Source organism: Pilosibacter sp. NGB245 (assembly GCF_057397225.1).
Map to the genome: position 1 here is coordinate 3,019,265 of NZ_CM171584.1, position 16,385 is coordinate 3,035,649.

Annotated in this window: 14 protein-coding genes; 4 read left to right on the top strand and 10 right to left on the bottom strand. The window is 45.0% G+C overall.

The features are described 5' to 3' along the window. Window positions 1-9: 9 nt before the first annotated feature. From ACXMYH_RS13460 to ACXMYH_RS13470, 3 genes are all read right to left on the bottom strand, one after another. Window positions 10-708, bottom strand: a complete 699-nt coding sequence (locus tag ACXMYH_RS13460) for a cyclase family protein (RefSeq protein WP_118530907.1) — start codon at window positions 706-708, stop codon at window positions 10-12. Between the two features lie 126 nt (window positions 709-834). Beyond that, window positions 835-1,956, bottom strand: a complete 1,122-nt coding sequence (locus ACXMYH_RS13465; protein ID WP_329751238.1) for a substrate-binding domain-containing protein — start codon at window positions 1,954-1,956, stop codon at window positions 835-837. A 743-nt stretch (window positions 1,957-2,699) separates the two neighbouring features. Further along, a complete protein-coding gene (locus tag ACXMYH_RS13470) occupies window positions 2,700-3,404 on the bottom strand; it encodes a GntR family transcriptional regulator (protein WP_118322041.1) in 705 nt (234 codons plus the stop codon). 407 nt (window positions 3,405-3,811) lie between these two features. Between ACXMYH_RS13470 and ACXMYH_RS13475 the strand changes: the two genes are divergently transcribed. Together ACXMYH_RS13475 and ACXMYH_RS13480 are read left to right on the top strand one after the other, a co-directional pair. Further along, window positions 3,812-4,837 carry a zinc-binding alcohol dehydrogenase family protein gene (locus ACXMYH_RS13475; protein WP_486555068.1) on the top strand — a complete coding sequence of 342 codons (1,026 nt, stop codon included), beginning with the start codon at window positions 3,812-3,814 and terminating at the stop codon, window positions 4,835-4,837. Between the two features lie 113 nt (window positions 4,838-4,950). Further along, complete coding sequence (locus tag ACXMYH_RS13480; protein ID WP_486555069.1) at window positions 4,951-5,976, top strand: zinc-binding alcohol dehydrogenase family protein; 1,026 nt, start codon at window positions 4,951-4,953, stop codon at window positions 5,974-5,976. Between the two features lie 232 nt (window positions 5,977-6,208). On the opposite strand, the gene ACXMYH_RS13485 is transcribed toward ACXMYH_RS13480, so the two are convergent. The 7 genes from ACXMYH_RS13485 to ACXMYH_RS13515 all read right to left on the bottom strand — a co-directional run bounded on the left by ACXMYH_RS13485 (window position 6,209) and on the right by ACXMYH_RS13515 (window position 14,061). Then, complete coding sequence (locus tag ACXMYH_RS13485; protein ID WP_329751239.1) at window positions 6,209-7,819, bottom strand: mannitol dehydrogenase family protein; 1,611 nt, start codon at window positions 7,817-7,819, stop codon at window positions 6,209-6,211. 147 nt (window positions 7,820-7,966) lie between these two features. After that, window positions 7,967-9,055, bottom strand: a complete 1,089-nt coding sequence (gene uxuA / locus ACXMYH_RS13490; protein WP_118530912.1) for a mannonate dehydratase — start codon at window positions 9,053-9,055, stop codon at window positions 7,967-7,969. 371 nt (window positions 9,056-9,426) lie between these two features. Beyond that, window positions 9,427-11,121 carry an AAA family ATPase gene (locus ACXMYH_RS13495; protein ID WP_486555070.1) on the bottom strand — a complete coding sequence of 565 codons (1,695 nt, stop codon included), beginning with the start codon at window positions 11,119-11,121 and terminating at the stop codon, window positions 9,427-9,429. A gap of 37 nt (window positions 11,122-11,158) precedes the next feature. Then, a complete protein-coding gene (locus tag ACXMYH_RS13500) occupies window positions 11,159-11,827 on the bottom strand; it encodes a hypothetical protein (RefSeq protein ID WP_486555071.1) in 669 nt (222 codons plus the stop codon). Beyond that, a complete protein-coding gene (locus ACXMYH_RS13505) occupies window positions 11,814-12,446 on the bottom strand; it encodes an RNA polymerase sigma factor (RefSeq protein ID WP_405580697.1) in 633 nt (210 codons plus the stop codon). The genes ACXMYH_RS13500 and ACXMYH_RS13505 overlap by 14 nt, the downstream gene beginning before the upstream one ends. 82 nt (window positions 12,447-12,528) lie before the next feature. After that, window positions 12,529-13,074 carry a hypothetical protein gene (locus tag ACXMYH_RS13510; protein WP_215702664.1) on the bottom strand — a complete coding sequence of 182 codons (546 nt, stop codon included), beginning with the start codon at window positions 13,072-13,074 and terminating at the stop codon, window positions 12,529-12,531. 330 nt (window positions 13,075-13,404) lie between these two features. After that, window positions 13,405-14,061 (bottom strand): HD domain-containing protein, encoded by a 657-nt coding sequence (locus ACXMYH_RS13515; protein WP_117469133.1) that lies wholly within the window; start codon window positions 14,059-14,061, stop codon window positions 13,405-13,407. Between the two features lie 363 nt (window positions 14,062-14,424). Here ACXMYH_RS13515 and ACXMYH_RS13520 point away from each other — a divergent pair, with 363 nt between their 5' ends. Together ACXMYH_RS13520 and ACXMYH_RS13525 are read left to right on the top strand one after the other, a co-directional pair. Beyond that, window positions 14,425-15,756, top strand: coding sequence for an MATE family efflux transporter (locus ACXMYH_RS13520; RefSeq protein ID WP_486555072.1), 1,332 nt, complete (start codon window positions 14,425-14,427; stop codon window positions 15,754-15,756). Window positions 15,757-15,828: 72 nt separating this feature from the next. Further along, complete coding sequence (locus ACXMYH_RS13525; protein WP_486555073.1) at window positions 15,829-16,254, top strand: MarR family winged helix-turn-helix transcriptional regulator; 426 nt, start codon at window positions 15,829-15,831, stop codon at window positions 16,252-16,254. Window positions 16,255-16,385: the final 131 nt, after the last annotated feature.

The window sequence follows — 16,385 nt, forward strand, 5'->3', positions numbered from 1 at the left end:
TCTATATTTTTACTTGTCGATCAATGCGATCAAACGCAAAGTCGAACCTGATCCCTTTTTAAGCCGACACGGAAGACCAATCACGCCAAAAAAGGGCGGAAGTATGTCGAGCTTGTCCACATTTTCAATAATATAAATCCCGTTTCCCAGAAGAACCTTATGCGCCGGATTTGTAGTTCCGATCGCATCCAGTGCGGATGCATCTGTTGCTGCTGCACTTACTTTTTTCGAAAGCAGATATTCCGCTGTCTCCTTTGAAATTCCGGGCCAGTCCTCCATAAATGCTTTTCCCTCTTCCCCGGCTTTCCACTTTTTGTCCCATCCAAAGCGGAAACATACGATATCTCCTTCTTTAAGCTCTCCGTGTTCGTTCTCGAACCTTTTTACATCTTCTACTGTCGTTACACCTCTTGCAAGTGTATGAGTCACATCGATATTCACGCCTCTTCCGATCAGGCGTTTCAGCGGGATTTCGTCCACATTTTCCGAATCCTTAAAGAAATGAGAAAGCGCATCAATATGTGTACCGGAATGCTCACAAAGCGTAACGCCTCTCCAATAAGAACCATCTTCAACATAATTCATACCGGTGTGAAATTTTACTCCCGGTTGTGTTGGCCAATGTGGAATCTCTTCTTCCAACGGGTGTGTCATATCGATCACTTCACAAGTACCAACTAAATCCAGCAATTTTTCAAGTGTCTTCATATTTCTTCCTCATTTCCACAAAAGAATCCTGATAGAAAAAGGGGGAAACAGCAGAAACTTGCTGTATCCCCCTCCTGCATCATGTTCGATCTGATATTCTCGTTCGTAAAGCTTTTCAGCTAATCACTACTGAGTCTCGATCTGAGCTCTGATATCATCCCATGACATTTCTGTAAAGGCAACATCATCATCGCCTAAACCTGTATACTGAGAAAGTGTATCTGCATCAACCATGCCAAACGGAATACTCATATTGTTAACTACCTTCTCACCATTGCAGATATCAACTGCTACGTAAAGAGACATTGCACCGATCCACGGGTTACTTGCTGCGGATAATGTCTTGTAACCTTCCGGAGCTTCATTTGCCCACCAGTTAAGGAAGCTTCCTCTGTTATCACCTGCGATAACCGGAAGAGTATCTGCGGAATATCCAGCGGAAAGGAATGCCTGTACTGCAGCGTAAGCATCTCCGCCCTGTGTTACAAGACCCTTCACATCAGAGAGTGTCGGAAGAACACTGTTTAACTCTGTCTGTGCTTTCGATGCTGTCCAGTCTGTATAGATCTCAGAAACGATCTTTACATCCGGATATTTTTCAAGAGCTGCTAAAACACCCTGATGGAACTGATCATCTGTCGTTGTACCTGCTGTACCACGAAGCTCGATCAGGTTGCCGGAGCCACCCATCTGCTCACATACATACTCGGTAAGAGCCTTTGTCATCTCTTCATTCTCAAAGTACATCTGGTATAACAGATCAGCTTCACAATCAACCGGACCATCATTGACAGTGATAACCGGAATGCCGGCATCACACGCTTCCATGATCGCATTGTTTAAAGAGCTTGTGGAAGCCGGATCAACAATGATAATGTCATATCCCTGAGTGATAAAATCCTCGATCTGGGCGATCTGGGTCGCTGTATCCTGATTTGCCTCAGCAACTGTATACTCACTGATATATCCATCTGCCTTCAGCTTATCCGCAACGATCTGCATCTGTTTTTCTTCTGTCTGACGGTAACTGTTTCCGTTGTAGCTGTTTGTAAAGCCAACCTTGATTCCTTTTGCTTCTCCGTCTTTTGCTGCAGCTGCGGTTGTTTCTGCCGCCTTTGTTTCTGCTGCGGCTGCGGTTGTCTCTGCTGCTGCGGTGGTTGCGGATCCACCGGAAGAACTGCTGCATGCAACGAGATTTGTTGCTACAGCGCCGACCGCTACGAGTGCTACTACTTTTTTCAGTTTCATAATTTTTCCTCCATTTAAAAATTTATTGTTGTTTTCCTCAAGGAAAACTTTTTCCCCTGCACATTACATCCAAATCCCCATTTGTACATAATTACCTTTTTTCGTCTTGTATATCCTCTTGTATACAACAGATTATACATGGTAATGTATCAAGTGTCAATGATTCATCGTAAAATATTAATTTTTTTGTGTGATTTATACAGAACGTCTGTTTTTTGTATGAATCGAATATATTTTTCGTTTTTTATCCATTTATTACAAAGGCCAAAGTAAACAGCTACACCCCGATATCGTTTCCGGCAGGATTGCTTCATAAGTAAAATAGATCTGGTTACTTATATCCCCCTGTTAAGATACTAATATATTGCCATATCATCCCAATAATATCTATTCATAATTTTTCCATAAATTCTTTCTATTTTTTGTGCATATTTTCATACGCATCTTCTGTTTTGTATATATTGCATATTATTTTTTCTTATGTAGATGGTTTTAAATCTGTTTTTTTGTCTATTTTGTATAATATATTTTGTTTTATTTTCCGTCTGCTTTCTCATTTCGTTGCCCATTCAAGCGGTCCAACAGCCTATACGTCTCAATAAAACACAATATTTTTCTTTTGTTAAAGCTTCTAATATATTTATTGTGCAAAGTTTTCGTTAAATTTGTTCAAAAAAGCCTGATATAACAGCATTACTGCCGTATACCAGGCTTAGTGATTCATATGATCTGTCTGCGATCTCCTACTCCGTAAAATATTCCGGATACAGTTCGATCTTTTTCTGGAGATCTCTCCGGAATCGTCCCAGATGTCCGGTCATAAAGTCTTCTACATTGACATCATTTGGGATCCCCATCATCATGTAATAATACATCCGGTTATGCTCCTCTAAGATCTGCTCCCGGTTGATATCATTCTCCCTTGTATCCAGATATCGAACACGGTCATAATGCGACCCGATATTATGGACACAGTACCATACATCCATTTTATGGCTGAACTCATACAACATACAGTGCATCTCATTGTCCAGATCAAAGAAATAATCGCTCATGGTTGTCTCACGGTTGATCTCCTGCTCCTGAAGCTGCAGATTGGTCTTCATGTTTCTTAGCTGCTCTGGCGAAAGTGTTCCGGCGGTTTCCTTAAAGATCGCTGTTTCGATCACACGTCTCGTAAAATATCCCTGTCTGACTAAATTCAGATCGATAAAGCTGACCTTGCTTCCTTTTTGTGGAAGAATGTCCACAAGCTTTTCATTTTTCAACAGGATCAAAGCCTCACGAACCGGAGTTCTGCTTGTTCCGAACTGTTCACTGATCACCGTCTCATCCAGAGCCTCTCCCGGAAGAAGCTTAAAGCTCATAATGCTTTCCCTCAGAAGACGGTATGCATATTTACTGTTTGTCTCTCCGTTTTTCCGTTCACTGAATATTTCAAATGGCATATAAATACCTCCATTTCCTTTCCCTGCTTTTATTTATAACAGAAAACCGTCATTTTGCCAATATAGCTTTTTGTTTTCTTATTGCAACTAATATACTATGTTTTTTACTATAATCACACGTTTTATCGCTTATTTATCTTGGTTTCTTTTCCTATTTTTCCAATCTAATATGTTTATTCCATCGTCATTTCGTCTGTTCTATTGGCTTTTCTTCACTTTCCAGCTCTTCATTCGTCATTTTTACCCAAATATATTGATATTATCCTGTTTGTATAGTATAATAATCCCTGTATAACTAATATATTATGTGTTCATAATCAAATGTGTCAAACCATTTTTTTGCGAAGCTCTCCGGAATCAAAAAAAGGACACTAAAATATCATCATAAAAACATGGAGGAACAAGATATGAAAGCAGTACAAATCGTAAGTCCTAACAACCTTCAGGTCATCGACGTAGAAAAGCCGTCGATCGATGAAAAAAACAATGTTATGATCAAAATGACCGCAGCCGGTATCTGCGGATCTGATGTCGGAATCTATCATGGAACAAATGCTGCCGCAACCTACCCACGCATCATCGGCCACGAAATGGTCGGACGTGTTGACGAGGTTGGAAGTAACGTAAAGAATTTAAAGGTCGGCGACCGCGTGATCGTCAATCAGGTAACAAGCTGCGGTCACTGCTATCCGTGCAAGATTGGCCGCGGAAATGTCTGCGACAATCTGAAGGTCCGCGGTGTTCATATCGACGGCGGATATCGTGAATATATTGCTGTTCCGGAATCTGACTGCTACCTTCTTCCGGATTCTCTTTCCGATCAGGATGCTGTTATGATCGAGCCGACAACGATCGCGATCCAGTCCTGTACAAGAGCACAGCTCGAAAAGGACGATATGCTTCTGATCTTCGGCGCCGGCGCTCTCGGAAGCACGATTTTAAAGGTAGCCCGTCAGCTCTGCGACCACATCATCGTGGCTGATATCATGGATGAGAAGCTTGAGGCTGCAAAGAAAAACGGAGCAAAATATACGATCAACGTATTAAAAGAAGATCTTGTTGAGAAGGTAAGGGAATACACCTTTGGTCATGGTGCAACTGTTTCCATCGACTCTGCATGCACAAAGGATTCCCTGATCAATCTTCTTCAGGCGACCGGCAATGCCGGAAGAGTCATGACCATGGGCTTCTCCACTGCACCAACAGAGGTCAACCAGTTCGCGATTACATCAAAAGAGCTGGATGTTCGCGGTTCCAGACTTCAGAATAAGATGTTCGGAAAAGCGATCGAGATGATCAATGCCGGAACTCTCGACCTGTCAAACTCTATTTCCCACACCTTCCCGCTTACAAAAGCACAGGAAGCATTCGATTTTGTTGATTCCCGCGATCCATCCATCCGAAAGATCGTATTTACCTTTGATAACCTTTAATCATTCTTTTTCATAATATTGCCGGTAGCAAAAGGCGGATGTATCCCCCTGAGATTTTTCAGTCACATCCGCCCTTGTTTCTCTCTTAAAGCATATTATTCAGGAGGTTCACTATGAAAGCAGTAAGAATCAACGAGCCAAAGAACGTTGTACTCGCAGACATTGAAAAACCAACGCCAAAGGCCGGTGAGGCTTTGATCAGGATCATAACAGCCGGAATCTGCGGATCCGATATCGGTGCATTCCGCGGAACTAACAACCTCGTTTCCTATCCGAGGATTATTGGACATGAGTTAGCCGGAATCATCGAATCCATTCCGGAGGACAATCCAAAAGGACTGAAGATCGGCGACAAAGTCATCGCAGATCCGTATTTGTACTGTGGCCACTGCTATCCATGCAGCATCGGACGTACAAACTGCTGTACCGATCTTCATGTACTCGGTGTCCATGTTGACGGCGGCATGGCAGAATACTTCTGTCACCCGGCAGACATGCTCGTAAAAATGCCGGATGATATGAGCTGGGAAGAGGCTGCAATGGCAGAGCCGCTTACAATCTCCCTTCACGGCATTCACCGCGGCGGTTTAAAGGCAGGCGAGTACTGCGCGATCATCGGTGCCGGTCCGATCGGTCTTCTTGCCGGAATGATCGCACAGGCATACGGCGCTCACGCGATCTTACTCGATCTTGTCGACGAACGTCTGCAGTTTGCAAAGGAGCTTGGCATCGAATATGTGATCAATTCCAAAACAGAAGACACGGTAAAACGAATCAGTGAGATCACAAACGGTGTTATGGCACAGCAGGTTATGGAATGCAGCGGTGCAAATGCAGCGATCCGCTCCACCCTTGATCTTGTAAGTAATGCCGGAAGGATCACCCTGACCGGATGGCCGAAAACAGAAACTCCGCTCCCGACCGATCTGATCACGAAAAAGGAAGTGGATATCCGCGGTGCACGTACAAGTGCCGGTGAGTTTGAGGAAGCGATCGAACTCATCCACAGTGGAAGAGTTGATATCAAGAAGATCCTGACAAAGGTCATCTCCATTAATGAAGCGCCGGCAACCATCATTGATATCGAAAAGAATCCGGGTAATTATATGAAGGTCGTTGTTCAGGTTAACGAGCCGTAATTCAAGTCGAATGTCTATGAGGCCCGACTGAGATAAAAATACCTTTGACAGTTTAAGAGCTGTTGTGTCTGTCACATCAGTTCCCGGCTGTCAAAGGTATTTTTGTATAAGGAATGCGCCTTGGCACATTCTCGCGCCTCGTGCGGCCGCTCACGACAATCGATGTCTTCGTACGAATTTCCTAATGCAAAAAGGTATCCACCCTGCGGCGGATACCTTTTCTATTCTCTGTTTAAGCCATATATTTCTTTAAAACTGTTCTTACTGCTCCAGGTCCTGCAATCTCTTCTAAGAACATCTCCTCGATCTTCTCACCGATTCCGGCCTTGTAAAGATCGATTCCGAAAATATTCTCATTGGAAAGAATGCTCTTTAACTGTCCATGGTAGGTTTCCGGCTTTCCAAGCTCGATTCCCTTCATTACCTCTGTAAGCTCCGCAAGCATCGGATCGGAGGAACGTTCGAAAGCTTCCCCGTCATCCTGTACACCGAGAAGATAACGGCACCAGCCTGCGATCGCAAGTGGAATTGCTGTCAGCTTCTTTGCATCTCCGTATTTTGCAACATAAGACTTGATCGTCTCTCCATAACGGATTCCGACCTTCTGGGATGTATCGGTTGCGATACGCTGCGGGGTATCCGGCATGAACGGATTCGGGATCCGGACATTGATCACCTCATCAACAAAGTCCTTCGGAGACAGAATTCCCGGATCTGTAACGACCGGCATTCCTTCTACCGGACCGATCTCATGAACCAGTTTGTTTAATTCCTGATCCTTCATCTCATCTGCGATCAGTGTATATCCAAGGACACAGCCGTAAACGGCAAGTGCTGTATGTAACGGATTCAGGCAGGTTGTAACCTTCATGCGCTCCACCTTGTTTACTGTATCGCGGTCTGTCATATAGACACCGGCTTTTTCCAGCGCCGGACGTCCATTCGGGAATTTATCCTCAATAACAAGGTACTGCGGCCCCTCGGCGTTAACAAACGGAGCGATATAGGTTTTCTTGGATGTGATGACCGGAGCAATATCTTCAACACCGGCTTTCTCCAACTCCTTGCATACAGAATCTGCCGGACGCGGAGTGATCTTATCGATCATGCTCCACGGGAAGGAGATCTGCTTTTCATCAGAAAGGTATGCAACAAAGTCTGCGCCTACAAAGCCCTTCTTTTCCCATTCCTTCGCCATTGTGAGAATGGAATTCTGGAGCTTTTCTCCATTATGGGAACAGTTGTCCATGGATACGACTGCCAACGGATGCTTTCCTGCCTTGAAACGCTCAAACAGCAGCGCACATACAACTGCCATCGCAGCGCCCGGCTTCTCCGGACCATTGTCGATATCTGCCTGAACAAATGGGAAGTAATTTCCCTCAGCATTTTTCAAAGCGTAACCTTTTTCTGTGATCGTGAAGGAGATCATCTGGAGACCAGGATCTGTAAAGATCTCTTTCAGGCGGTTCCACTCCTCCGGAACATTTGACTGTGCCTTGATCGCTTCCGCAAGGGAACCGATCACCTGCTTATCTGTAGAACCGTCTGCCTTTAAAGTGACAGCCAAAACCAGATTGTCATATGGCTTGTAAATCTTATCCACTACGTCAAAATCAAAAGTCTCCACACAGGTGATTCCTTTTTTCATTTCTCCCTGTGCGATCAGACGGTCAGCAAGCCCGCCAATAAAGATACGGAAAATATTTCCCGCACCGAAATGAACCCATACCGGTGCTTTTTTTGTTTCCTCTGCCACCTGTTCGATCGAATAGGACGGAAGCTTGATTCCTGCTGCTTCCCAGGCAGCTGTCTCTTTGATTCCATTTAATGTCAGTTTCATATTTGCCACGCTTTCTTTTTCGTATAACAGGATGTTGGGGCCAAAAGCTTTTGACCCCTCTGATACCGGACTGCTCTGCACCGCGTGCTCCCGCAATCCTCAAAACATTCGTAATTCGCTCATTTTTCTTCGAAAAATGGCTACAGATTATTTCTCGGAAGCTTTGGCATTTTTGTCGATTGCTTCCCAGAGTCCGTTCAGATAAGTTGCACCGAGTGCACGGTCATATAAACCATATCCCGGTCTGCCGATCTCATCCCAGATCATTCTGCCATGATCCGGACGGATATATGTATCCGGGCATGTATCGTAGATCGCCTTCATGATCTCGTAAAGATCCAGGGATCCGTCAGAGGAAAGGTGGGATGCCTCACGGAATTTGTGGTATCCGAGGAATTTTACGTTGCGGACATGCATTGCATTGATTCTATTCATCTCACCAAAGTGACGGATGATCTCCGGGATATTGTTGTCCGGATTGGATCCAAGTGAACCAGTGCAAAGGCAGAGTCCGTTTGCCGGTGAATCATGCAGAGCGCAGATCTTATCGAAATCCTCCTGGCTGTGAGCGATTCTCGGAAGACCGAAGATCGGCCAGGCCGGATCATCCGGATGACATGCCATCTTGACACCAACCTCTTCACATACCGGAATGATCGCATCAAGGAAATACTTATAGTTTCTGCGAAGATCATCTGCTGTGATATTCTCATACTGTTTTAATGTCTTTTCAAGCTCTGCAAGGCGCTCCGGCTCCCAGCCCGGAAGGGAGAAGCCATTGCTGTCTCCTGCTGTTTTCTTTACAATATCAAGCGGAGTCATCTCTCCAAGATCCTTTTCGTCAAAGTACAGGCTGTTGGAGCCATCCTCCGGGATCTCTCTTGCAAGATCTGTTCTTAACCAGTCAAATACCGGCATGAAGTTGTAAATGATTACCTTTACGCCGTATTTTGCGAGGTTACGGATCGTGGTGATATAATTCTCGATATATTTGTCTCTTGTCGGAAGTCCCATCTTGATATCCTCGTGAACGTTTACGCTCTCGATGACTTCACACTCAAGACCGGATGCATGGACATGCTCCATATATGCTTTGATCTCTTCTTCTGTCCATACCTCGCCTGCTGCCTTATAATCAAGTAAGCCCATCAACCCGGTCATCCCCGGGATCTGACGGATCTGTTTTAATTTGATCGGATCACTGTCTTCGCCGTACCAGCGGAATGTCATTTTCATAGTTTTTCCTCCTTAGGGTTCTGCCCTTTCCTCACATTGGTCTACTAATATATTTACTATACGATATTTTCCAATATGTGTCAACTGATATGCGCTTATATTAAGCATATTCTCATGTCTTTACTAATATATTTCTATGTTTTTATACGATGTGCATAAATATATTTTGCTCTTTTCCCTGTTTTATCCTGAAATTTTTTCCTTTTTGATCGTAACTAATATATTTGTTGCTTTTTTAATCCTATGATATTAAAAACAATCCCCCGGAACAGATCCATAAAATCTGTTTCAGGGGATATCATAAGGGGAGTTCCTCTCCCAGGGAGTTCGGTCAATCGGTGTAAATTTCATATGATGGGGCTTCACAATTTCTATACTTCCAGTACCTCTGCTCTGCACACTTTTTTGTTGCATGCAATTCCATAGTACAAGATTCTTCTTATACCTTCCTGACGAAATTCATATCCATAGTCTTTATCCTGTATCTGCCTTAACGCTTTTTGAACCATTTCCTCCTCATGACCTGCTTCCGCATATTTTACTTCAATAACAATTCCTGTGCCAGAATTTGAGATCCGGATCGTAATATCACTGAATCCTTCCCCTGATTCCCGGTTGGATCTGACGATCCAATCACTCTTATAACTCAGAATTCCAAGCAGGATTCCCTGATAAAAGTTTTCTTTCCGCGAGTGCTGTACAAAAGTGTCTCTGATACTGATCGTCTGTCTCATATATTCTGTAAATAGAGCTTCTACCTGTTCTGCGTTTCCCACTTCCAATGCGCTGCAGAATGAATCGGCCATCGTTCCATCGTTTTTTACATTTTTCTGGAACATTTGCAAAATATGTTCTGTGATGATGTTGCGAATCTCCTGATTTGGAATTGCCAGATCATATCGGTTTCCAACCGGTTCCCCTCTCTGCGTTAAATACCCTGTCATAAACAAAGTGCTCCAGAGATTGTCCATAGATGAATACAATTCCTTATAGGTAAGTTCCTGATTAATATTTTTTTGAACCGAACCACCATTGACAAGAAGTTCCAGTTCTTCTTTCGTTACTCCCGTCTGATCTTCCAGTCCATCAATAAAGTGGTAGATCATTTCATTTCCGCTTGTGTTCAGCCAATAATTCTGAGGCGGAAGATATGGATCTTCAATATGGTCACTGCAATAATTGATCACATCCCACGGACAATAAACATCCGCTTTTCCGAATCGGTATCCATCATACCAGTTCTTTACTGTTTCATAATCCGAATCCAATTCGTAATAGTGAAGCATATCTCTCACTTCATCGTCTGTAAAACCGAAATATTCATCAAATGCAACTTTTGTGATTGGAAATATTTTAAAATTATTAAGTCCTGTAAATATACTTTCCTTCGCTACACGCAGACACCCGGTCAGAACCGCAAATTTCAAACTATCATTTGTTTTCAGAACATTCTCAAATAAGTTCCGAATCAGCAATGCCATCTCGTCATAATATCCATTCTCATTTGCCTTTGCCAGCGGAACATCATACTCATCAATAAGGACAATAACTTTTCTGCCATAGCTTCGTTCGAGCAATTCCGAAAGTTCCTTTAAGCTGTATACAAGTGTATCCTGCGTCATACCGCGGTCCATTAATTCTTCAAACAGCTTTTTGTCGACATCACTGAGTTTCTGGCTATCCAGGGAAATAAATGCCCGCCTCGTCTCTGCATTCATGATTTTTACAAGGCTGCTGCAGGCACCTGAAAAATCACTGGCATTTACACCTTTCAGGCTAATGGAGATCACAGGGAACTGCCCCATATATTTTTCACATAGTGCTGACTTCTGCGAAATATACAATCCCCGGAAAAGTTCAGGGTCCGCCCCAATTTCAAAGAAGCTGCGGAGCATACTCATATTCAGTGACTTTCCGAAACGCCGCGGGCGTGTAAATAGGTTAGCCTTTCCCCACTGGCTCAAAAGCTGCTCGATCAATTTTGTTTTATCTACATAATAGAAATTATCTCTTCTTATTTCTTCGAAATTTTCGATTCCTACCGGAAGTTTCAAAAGCTCTGTCATATGTGTCTCCTCCTTTCCCTGTACTGTTTTCTTCATTTTACCATCTGGCATTTGCACATGCAAGTTGAATCATTTCACTCCATTCATCTTCACTTAATCCTTTGGAAATATCCAAAGAGTACGAGTAATTCCCATCTGTCCAGACAGCCAGCGTGAATACATTATTCTCGCCTTTCAATGTCACAGGATTCGCTCCAGCCATAATTTCTTTTACGCTGGAATACACATTATAATCTCCAGAGACATCATCCGTTCCCGTGCCCTTTCGGAATACGGCTGTCTCGCCTTCTCCGGTATACTCGATCTGCGCCATCTCTCCCCAGTAGGAGATGTATACCTCTTTTTCAACAGTAAACGGGAGTCCCTCCACTTCGTTTACCGGGAAACCTACTGCCGCGGAAAGCTCATCGATAGATTTTACTTCCACCATGCCGTTCGCGATGCTTACGCTTTCTTTCGTTTCCAGTTCTCCCGGTCCCGTGAGCTTCGGCCAGGCGAAGATACATACCAGAAGGATCGCGATACAGGCAGCCGCAGCTGTTATATTTCTCACCGTTCGTCTGCGGAACTGGCGGATCTTTGACTCTTCTCTGCTTTTTGCCGGCTTTTCCGTTTCCAGATTCAAGTTCTCCACATAGCTGAGGATCCGTTTGCGCATCGCCTCGTCTACCTCGATTTTGTTCATGATCTCATCATATTTCTTCAAAATCGTACTCTCCCTTCAGAACTTCCTTAAGCTTCTCCCTGCCCCGGCGAAGATCAGAACGGACTGTCGATTCATTTCTTCCGAGAACCTTCGCGATCTGAGCTGTCTGGTAACCTTCATGGTAAAACAGGTGGATCACCTCCCGGTATTTTACCGGCAGACTCTTTACCGCCTCCCACACAAAGGACAGATCCTCACGCTCTTCCGCGACAAGCTCATCATTCAATTCATCCGTCTCCCGAAGTTTATTATACCTGATCCTGTTTTTGCTCAAGTTCGCAGCGACTCGCAGAAGCCAGGCTTTTTCATGATTCTCACTTTCAAATTCCGGTGCTGTCTTTAAAAACTGCATCAACGTGTCCTGAAGGACTTCCTCTGCATCGCTCATATTATGAAGATATGTATAAGCATAGCGCAGGATGCTGTCTCCAAACCTAGTCAGAATCATTTCCGCCCGGCCGTTCGTCTCCGCCTGACGCATCCGCGCTTCCCATTCTTCTTTTTCGACCATATTCTGCCGGTTTTCGTCCTTTACCCCCGGCATAAAGGCCCAGATAAGGGCTTGCAGCCACCGGAGCAGGCGAAATCCCGGCAGCTCCCATGCTGTCCATATTCCCATTCCCGTTTTTCTCCCTGTTTTATCGTATCCTGTCATATGAAGCTCTATCCGTAGTCCGAGCAGTCCGCTCCGATATCCATTCTCAGCAGACCTGTCCCGCCATTCCAGTCATCTCATCCGCTGAAATTCCGGCTTCTACATACATAGAATAAGTATAACCATCCTCCGTCCAGGTGGCAAGGAATACCTTATCTTCCTCTCCCTTTAAGGTCAGTTCACGATTTTCCGCCTGAACTTTCTGCTCCTGCGCATAAGCAGTGTAATCTCCGCTGATATCCCCGGTTCCCGGTGCTTTCCGGATTCGTATTTCCTTATCCTCATTATTCCAGAAGATCACTTCGATCGTCAGAGCATCAGCAGAGTCCAGCACCTGGATCATCTTCTTTCCGTATTCTGCCGGAATTTCCGGAAGTTTTAAGTCAAAACCAGCCATATTTTTCGCCTCCTCCATCGTTTTTACCTCGATCCATGGATTCGCAATCTGAGCATTTTCAGATGCCTCCTGTGAGTCTTTCATTGTCTCGATTACTGCAGTCTCCTTTATTTCCTGTTTTCCATTTCCGCAGGCGCTCACGAAAGCCGCCATCATAACTACTGTTGCAAGCATTACTAAATTCTTCTTATACATATTGATTCCCTCACAATTCTTCATTTTGACTCCGGCATTTTTGCCTTTCTACCCTATATACAACCAGCCGAACGAAAATGTTGCGGTAAAAAATATTTTTTCGAATATCAGAATTAAAATGCTCAAAAAGAATATGCCCTGGCACATTCGGGTGTCTCGTGCAGTCGCTTGCGATAACCTACAGCCTCGCGTGAATGCACATCATTGGCACATTCGTGCTTTTTTCATCGGAGAACTCCCCCCGAATTTCCTGTTACAAAAAACACTCTCAGCACAGGCCAATTACGGTCTGTTCCAAGAGTGTCTCTGATGCATATTCCATATTTTATTTTATACGATCTTGCTTCCGTTCGCCGTCATCTTGAATTTCGCTCCGAGCATTTCACACGCACGACGGCACATGAGCATGCGCTGTAAGAAGATCTCGAAGTACTCCAGCATGGAGCAGATGTTTTCGTCGATCTTTAAGTTCAGGGTGATCACTTTCTTTTCCTCATTTACCTTTAATTTTGCCTCTGTAACCGCATAGTTTACGCGGTCGTGGATATCAAATGATGCCATCTCCTTCTGGCGGACGCGGTTTCTGCGTACATCCGTCTTGTCGGCGATGATGAGCGCCGCGGAGATCGGATCTACAGCTCCGCCCGTTGACTCATCATGGTTTCCGATCGCGGAGACGATGATCGCGCGGTCTGTGATCGGAAGATCCGTCTTTTCCAGGATCTGGGATGCCAGAAGGGCACCATACTCCGCATGGGCATGCCTGTTGATCGCATTTCCCATATCATGCATGAAACCGGCGATCTTCACCAGCTCGATATCGTGATCTGAGTAACCGAATTTCTTTAAGATCATTGCTGCCCGCTCCGCAACCATCGCGCAGTGCGCGTCCGAATGATCTGTAAATCCCATAGTCCCCAGATTGTCGTTTCCTTTTTTCAGGTAAGCTAAAACTTCCTCGTTTTTCTTGATTTCCTTATATGTCATATTCTTTTTCCTCTGCCGCAGTCGACCCAGCTCGTGACTGCTCTTTCTTTTTTCTCTCATTTTCACTTCTATATCATATAGCAGAAAAAAGAAAGGAACAATCACGCTCCGGTAAAGGAATGTAAAATCTGTGTAAAAACTCATTCTGTGAGATTTCCATCTTAATTCGAGGCGAACCTCCGTGAGGCAGGACGCAAAGTTCATATCTGTGAGACAGTATGCAAAGTTTTTCTTGACATATGTATGTAATCGTACTATGATTCTACGTACGATTTCGTACATTCATAACTGTAAAACTGTCCGATAGAAAAGACACGATTTTCCCCCGCGGGCAGACACAGTCAAAAACTGAAAGGGCACACGATGAATATTTCACTTTCCGACCACTTTACCTACAAAAAACTCCTGCGGTTCACGTTTCCGTCTATCGTCATGATGATTTTAACGTCCATCTACGGTGTTGTGGACGGTGTTTTCGTCTCGAACTTTGTGGGTTCCGAGGCCTTCGCCTCCATCAATATCATTATGCCGTTTCTCATGATCCTCGGTGCCATCGGCTTTATGACCGGCAGCGGCGGCAGTGCCCTGGTGGCTCTGACCTTCGGAACCGGGAATGAAAAAAAGGCAAAGGAGATCTTTTCCCTCCTCGTCTACGTTCTGATCGCGGTGGGCTTCCTCTTTACGGTAGGCGGTGAGATCCTTTTAGCCCCGATGGCAAGACTCTTAGGTGCTGATGAGATCCTTCTCCCCTACTGCGTCCGTTACGGCCGGATCATCCTGCTGGCTCTGATCCCCTTTATGCTGCAGAATGTATTCCAGAGCTTTCTCGTTGTAGCGGAACGCCCGCAGCTCGGACTCCTGATCACCATCGCGTCAGGACTTACAAATATGATCCTCGATGCTTATTTTATCGCTGTTCTGCGTCTCGGCGTTGTGGGAGCTGCCGCCGCAACGGCGATCAGCCAGTCCATCGGCGGATTGATCCCCCTGCTCTACTTTATCTTTCCGAACAGGAGCCGACTCCGTCTCGGAAGGACCTGTATGGACTTTAGTGCCCTGTTGAAGGCCTGTACAAACGGCGCTTCCGAGTTTATGACGAACATCTCCATGTCCATCGTTAACATGCTCTACAACTGGCAGCTCATGCGCCTTGCCGGTTCCGACGGTGTTGCCGTATACGGCGTCATCATGTACGTGAGCTTTATCTTTGCAGCGCTCTTTATCGGCTACTCTATGGGAAGTGCCCCGATCGTGGGCTATCACTGCGGTGCAGGAAATAAGAGCGAGTTAAAGAATCTGCTCGGAAAAAGCTTCCGGCTGATTCTGACCTTCCAGATCATCCTGACGATCGTGGCAGAAGCGGGTGCCCCGTTTCTTGCCGGAATTTTCGTCCGCTATAACACGAACCTCTTAGACATGACGGTCCATGCATTCCGCTCATACTCGATTTCTTTCCTGTTCATGGGCTTCAGTATCTACGCATCTTCCTTCTTTACGGCACTCAACGACGGATTCGTCTCCGCTGTGATCTCCTTCTGCCGTACCATGATCTTTGAAACAGGGGCCGTCATCATCCTGCCGTTTTTCCTCGGTGTCTCCGGGATCTGGTATTCCATCATCGCGGCGGAATTTATGGCGGTATGCCTGTCGCTCTTCTTCCTGATCCGGAAGGCAAAGAAGTACGGATACACATAGACTGACAGTCCGGGCCGGCGGATGCAAAGCCCTGCACTGCCCCCATACACTTATATTTTCAGGAGACCTGCCATGTACTCTGCATTTAAAGAATTTTACAACCTGCTCAGCCAGGTCAACAGTGTCTACCATGACGCTGCATTAAAGCTCGGTCTCACGGACAGCGAGCTTGATATTCTCTACTCCCTCAATGAACACGGTTCCGGCTGCAATCAAAGTATTTTTTACAAAGAGACCGGCACCACAAAATCCACGATCAACTCTGCAGTACGCAGGATGGAACAGGCCGGCTATCTGTATCTGAAACCCGGAACCGGGAGGAACACCTGTGTTTTTCTCACTGAAAAAGGAGAGGAACTCATGAAAAATACCGCCCATCGCCTGATCGCCATCGAAAATGCGATTTTTGAGAGCTGGTCTCCCGAGGAGCAGCAGCTCTTCATGAAACTGAACCGGGATTTCGCGGCTAAATTCATGGAGGAGACGAAAACCTTATAAGCTCTGCTAAAGCAGAATGTGCCTTTTGTGTAATAGGAAATTCCGAGGAATCCCTATTACGCAAAAATCAGCGCCTCTGAAAAATGTTTTCAGGCGCTGATCTTTTATGTCTATATGATCTGAAATTAAAA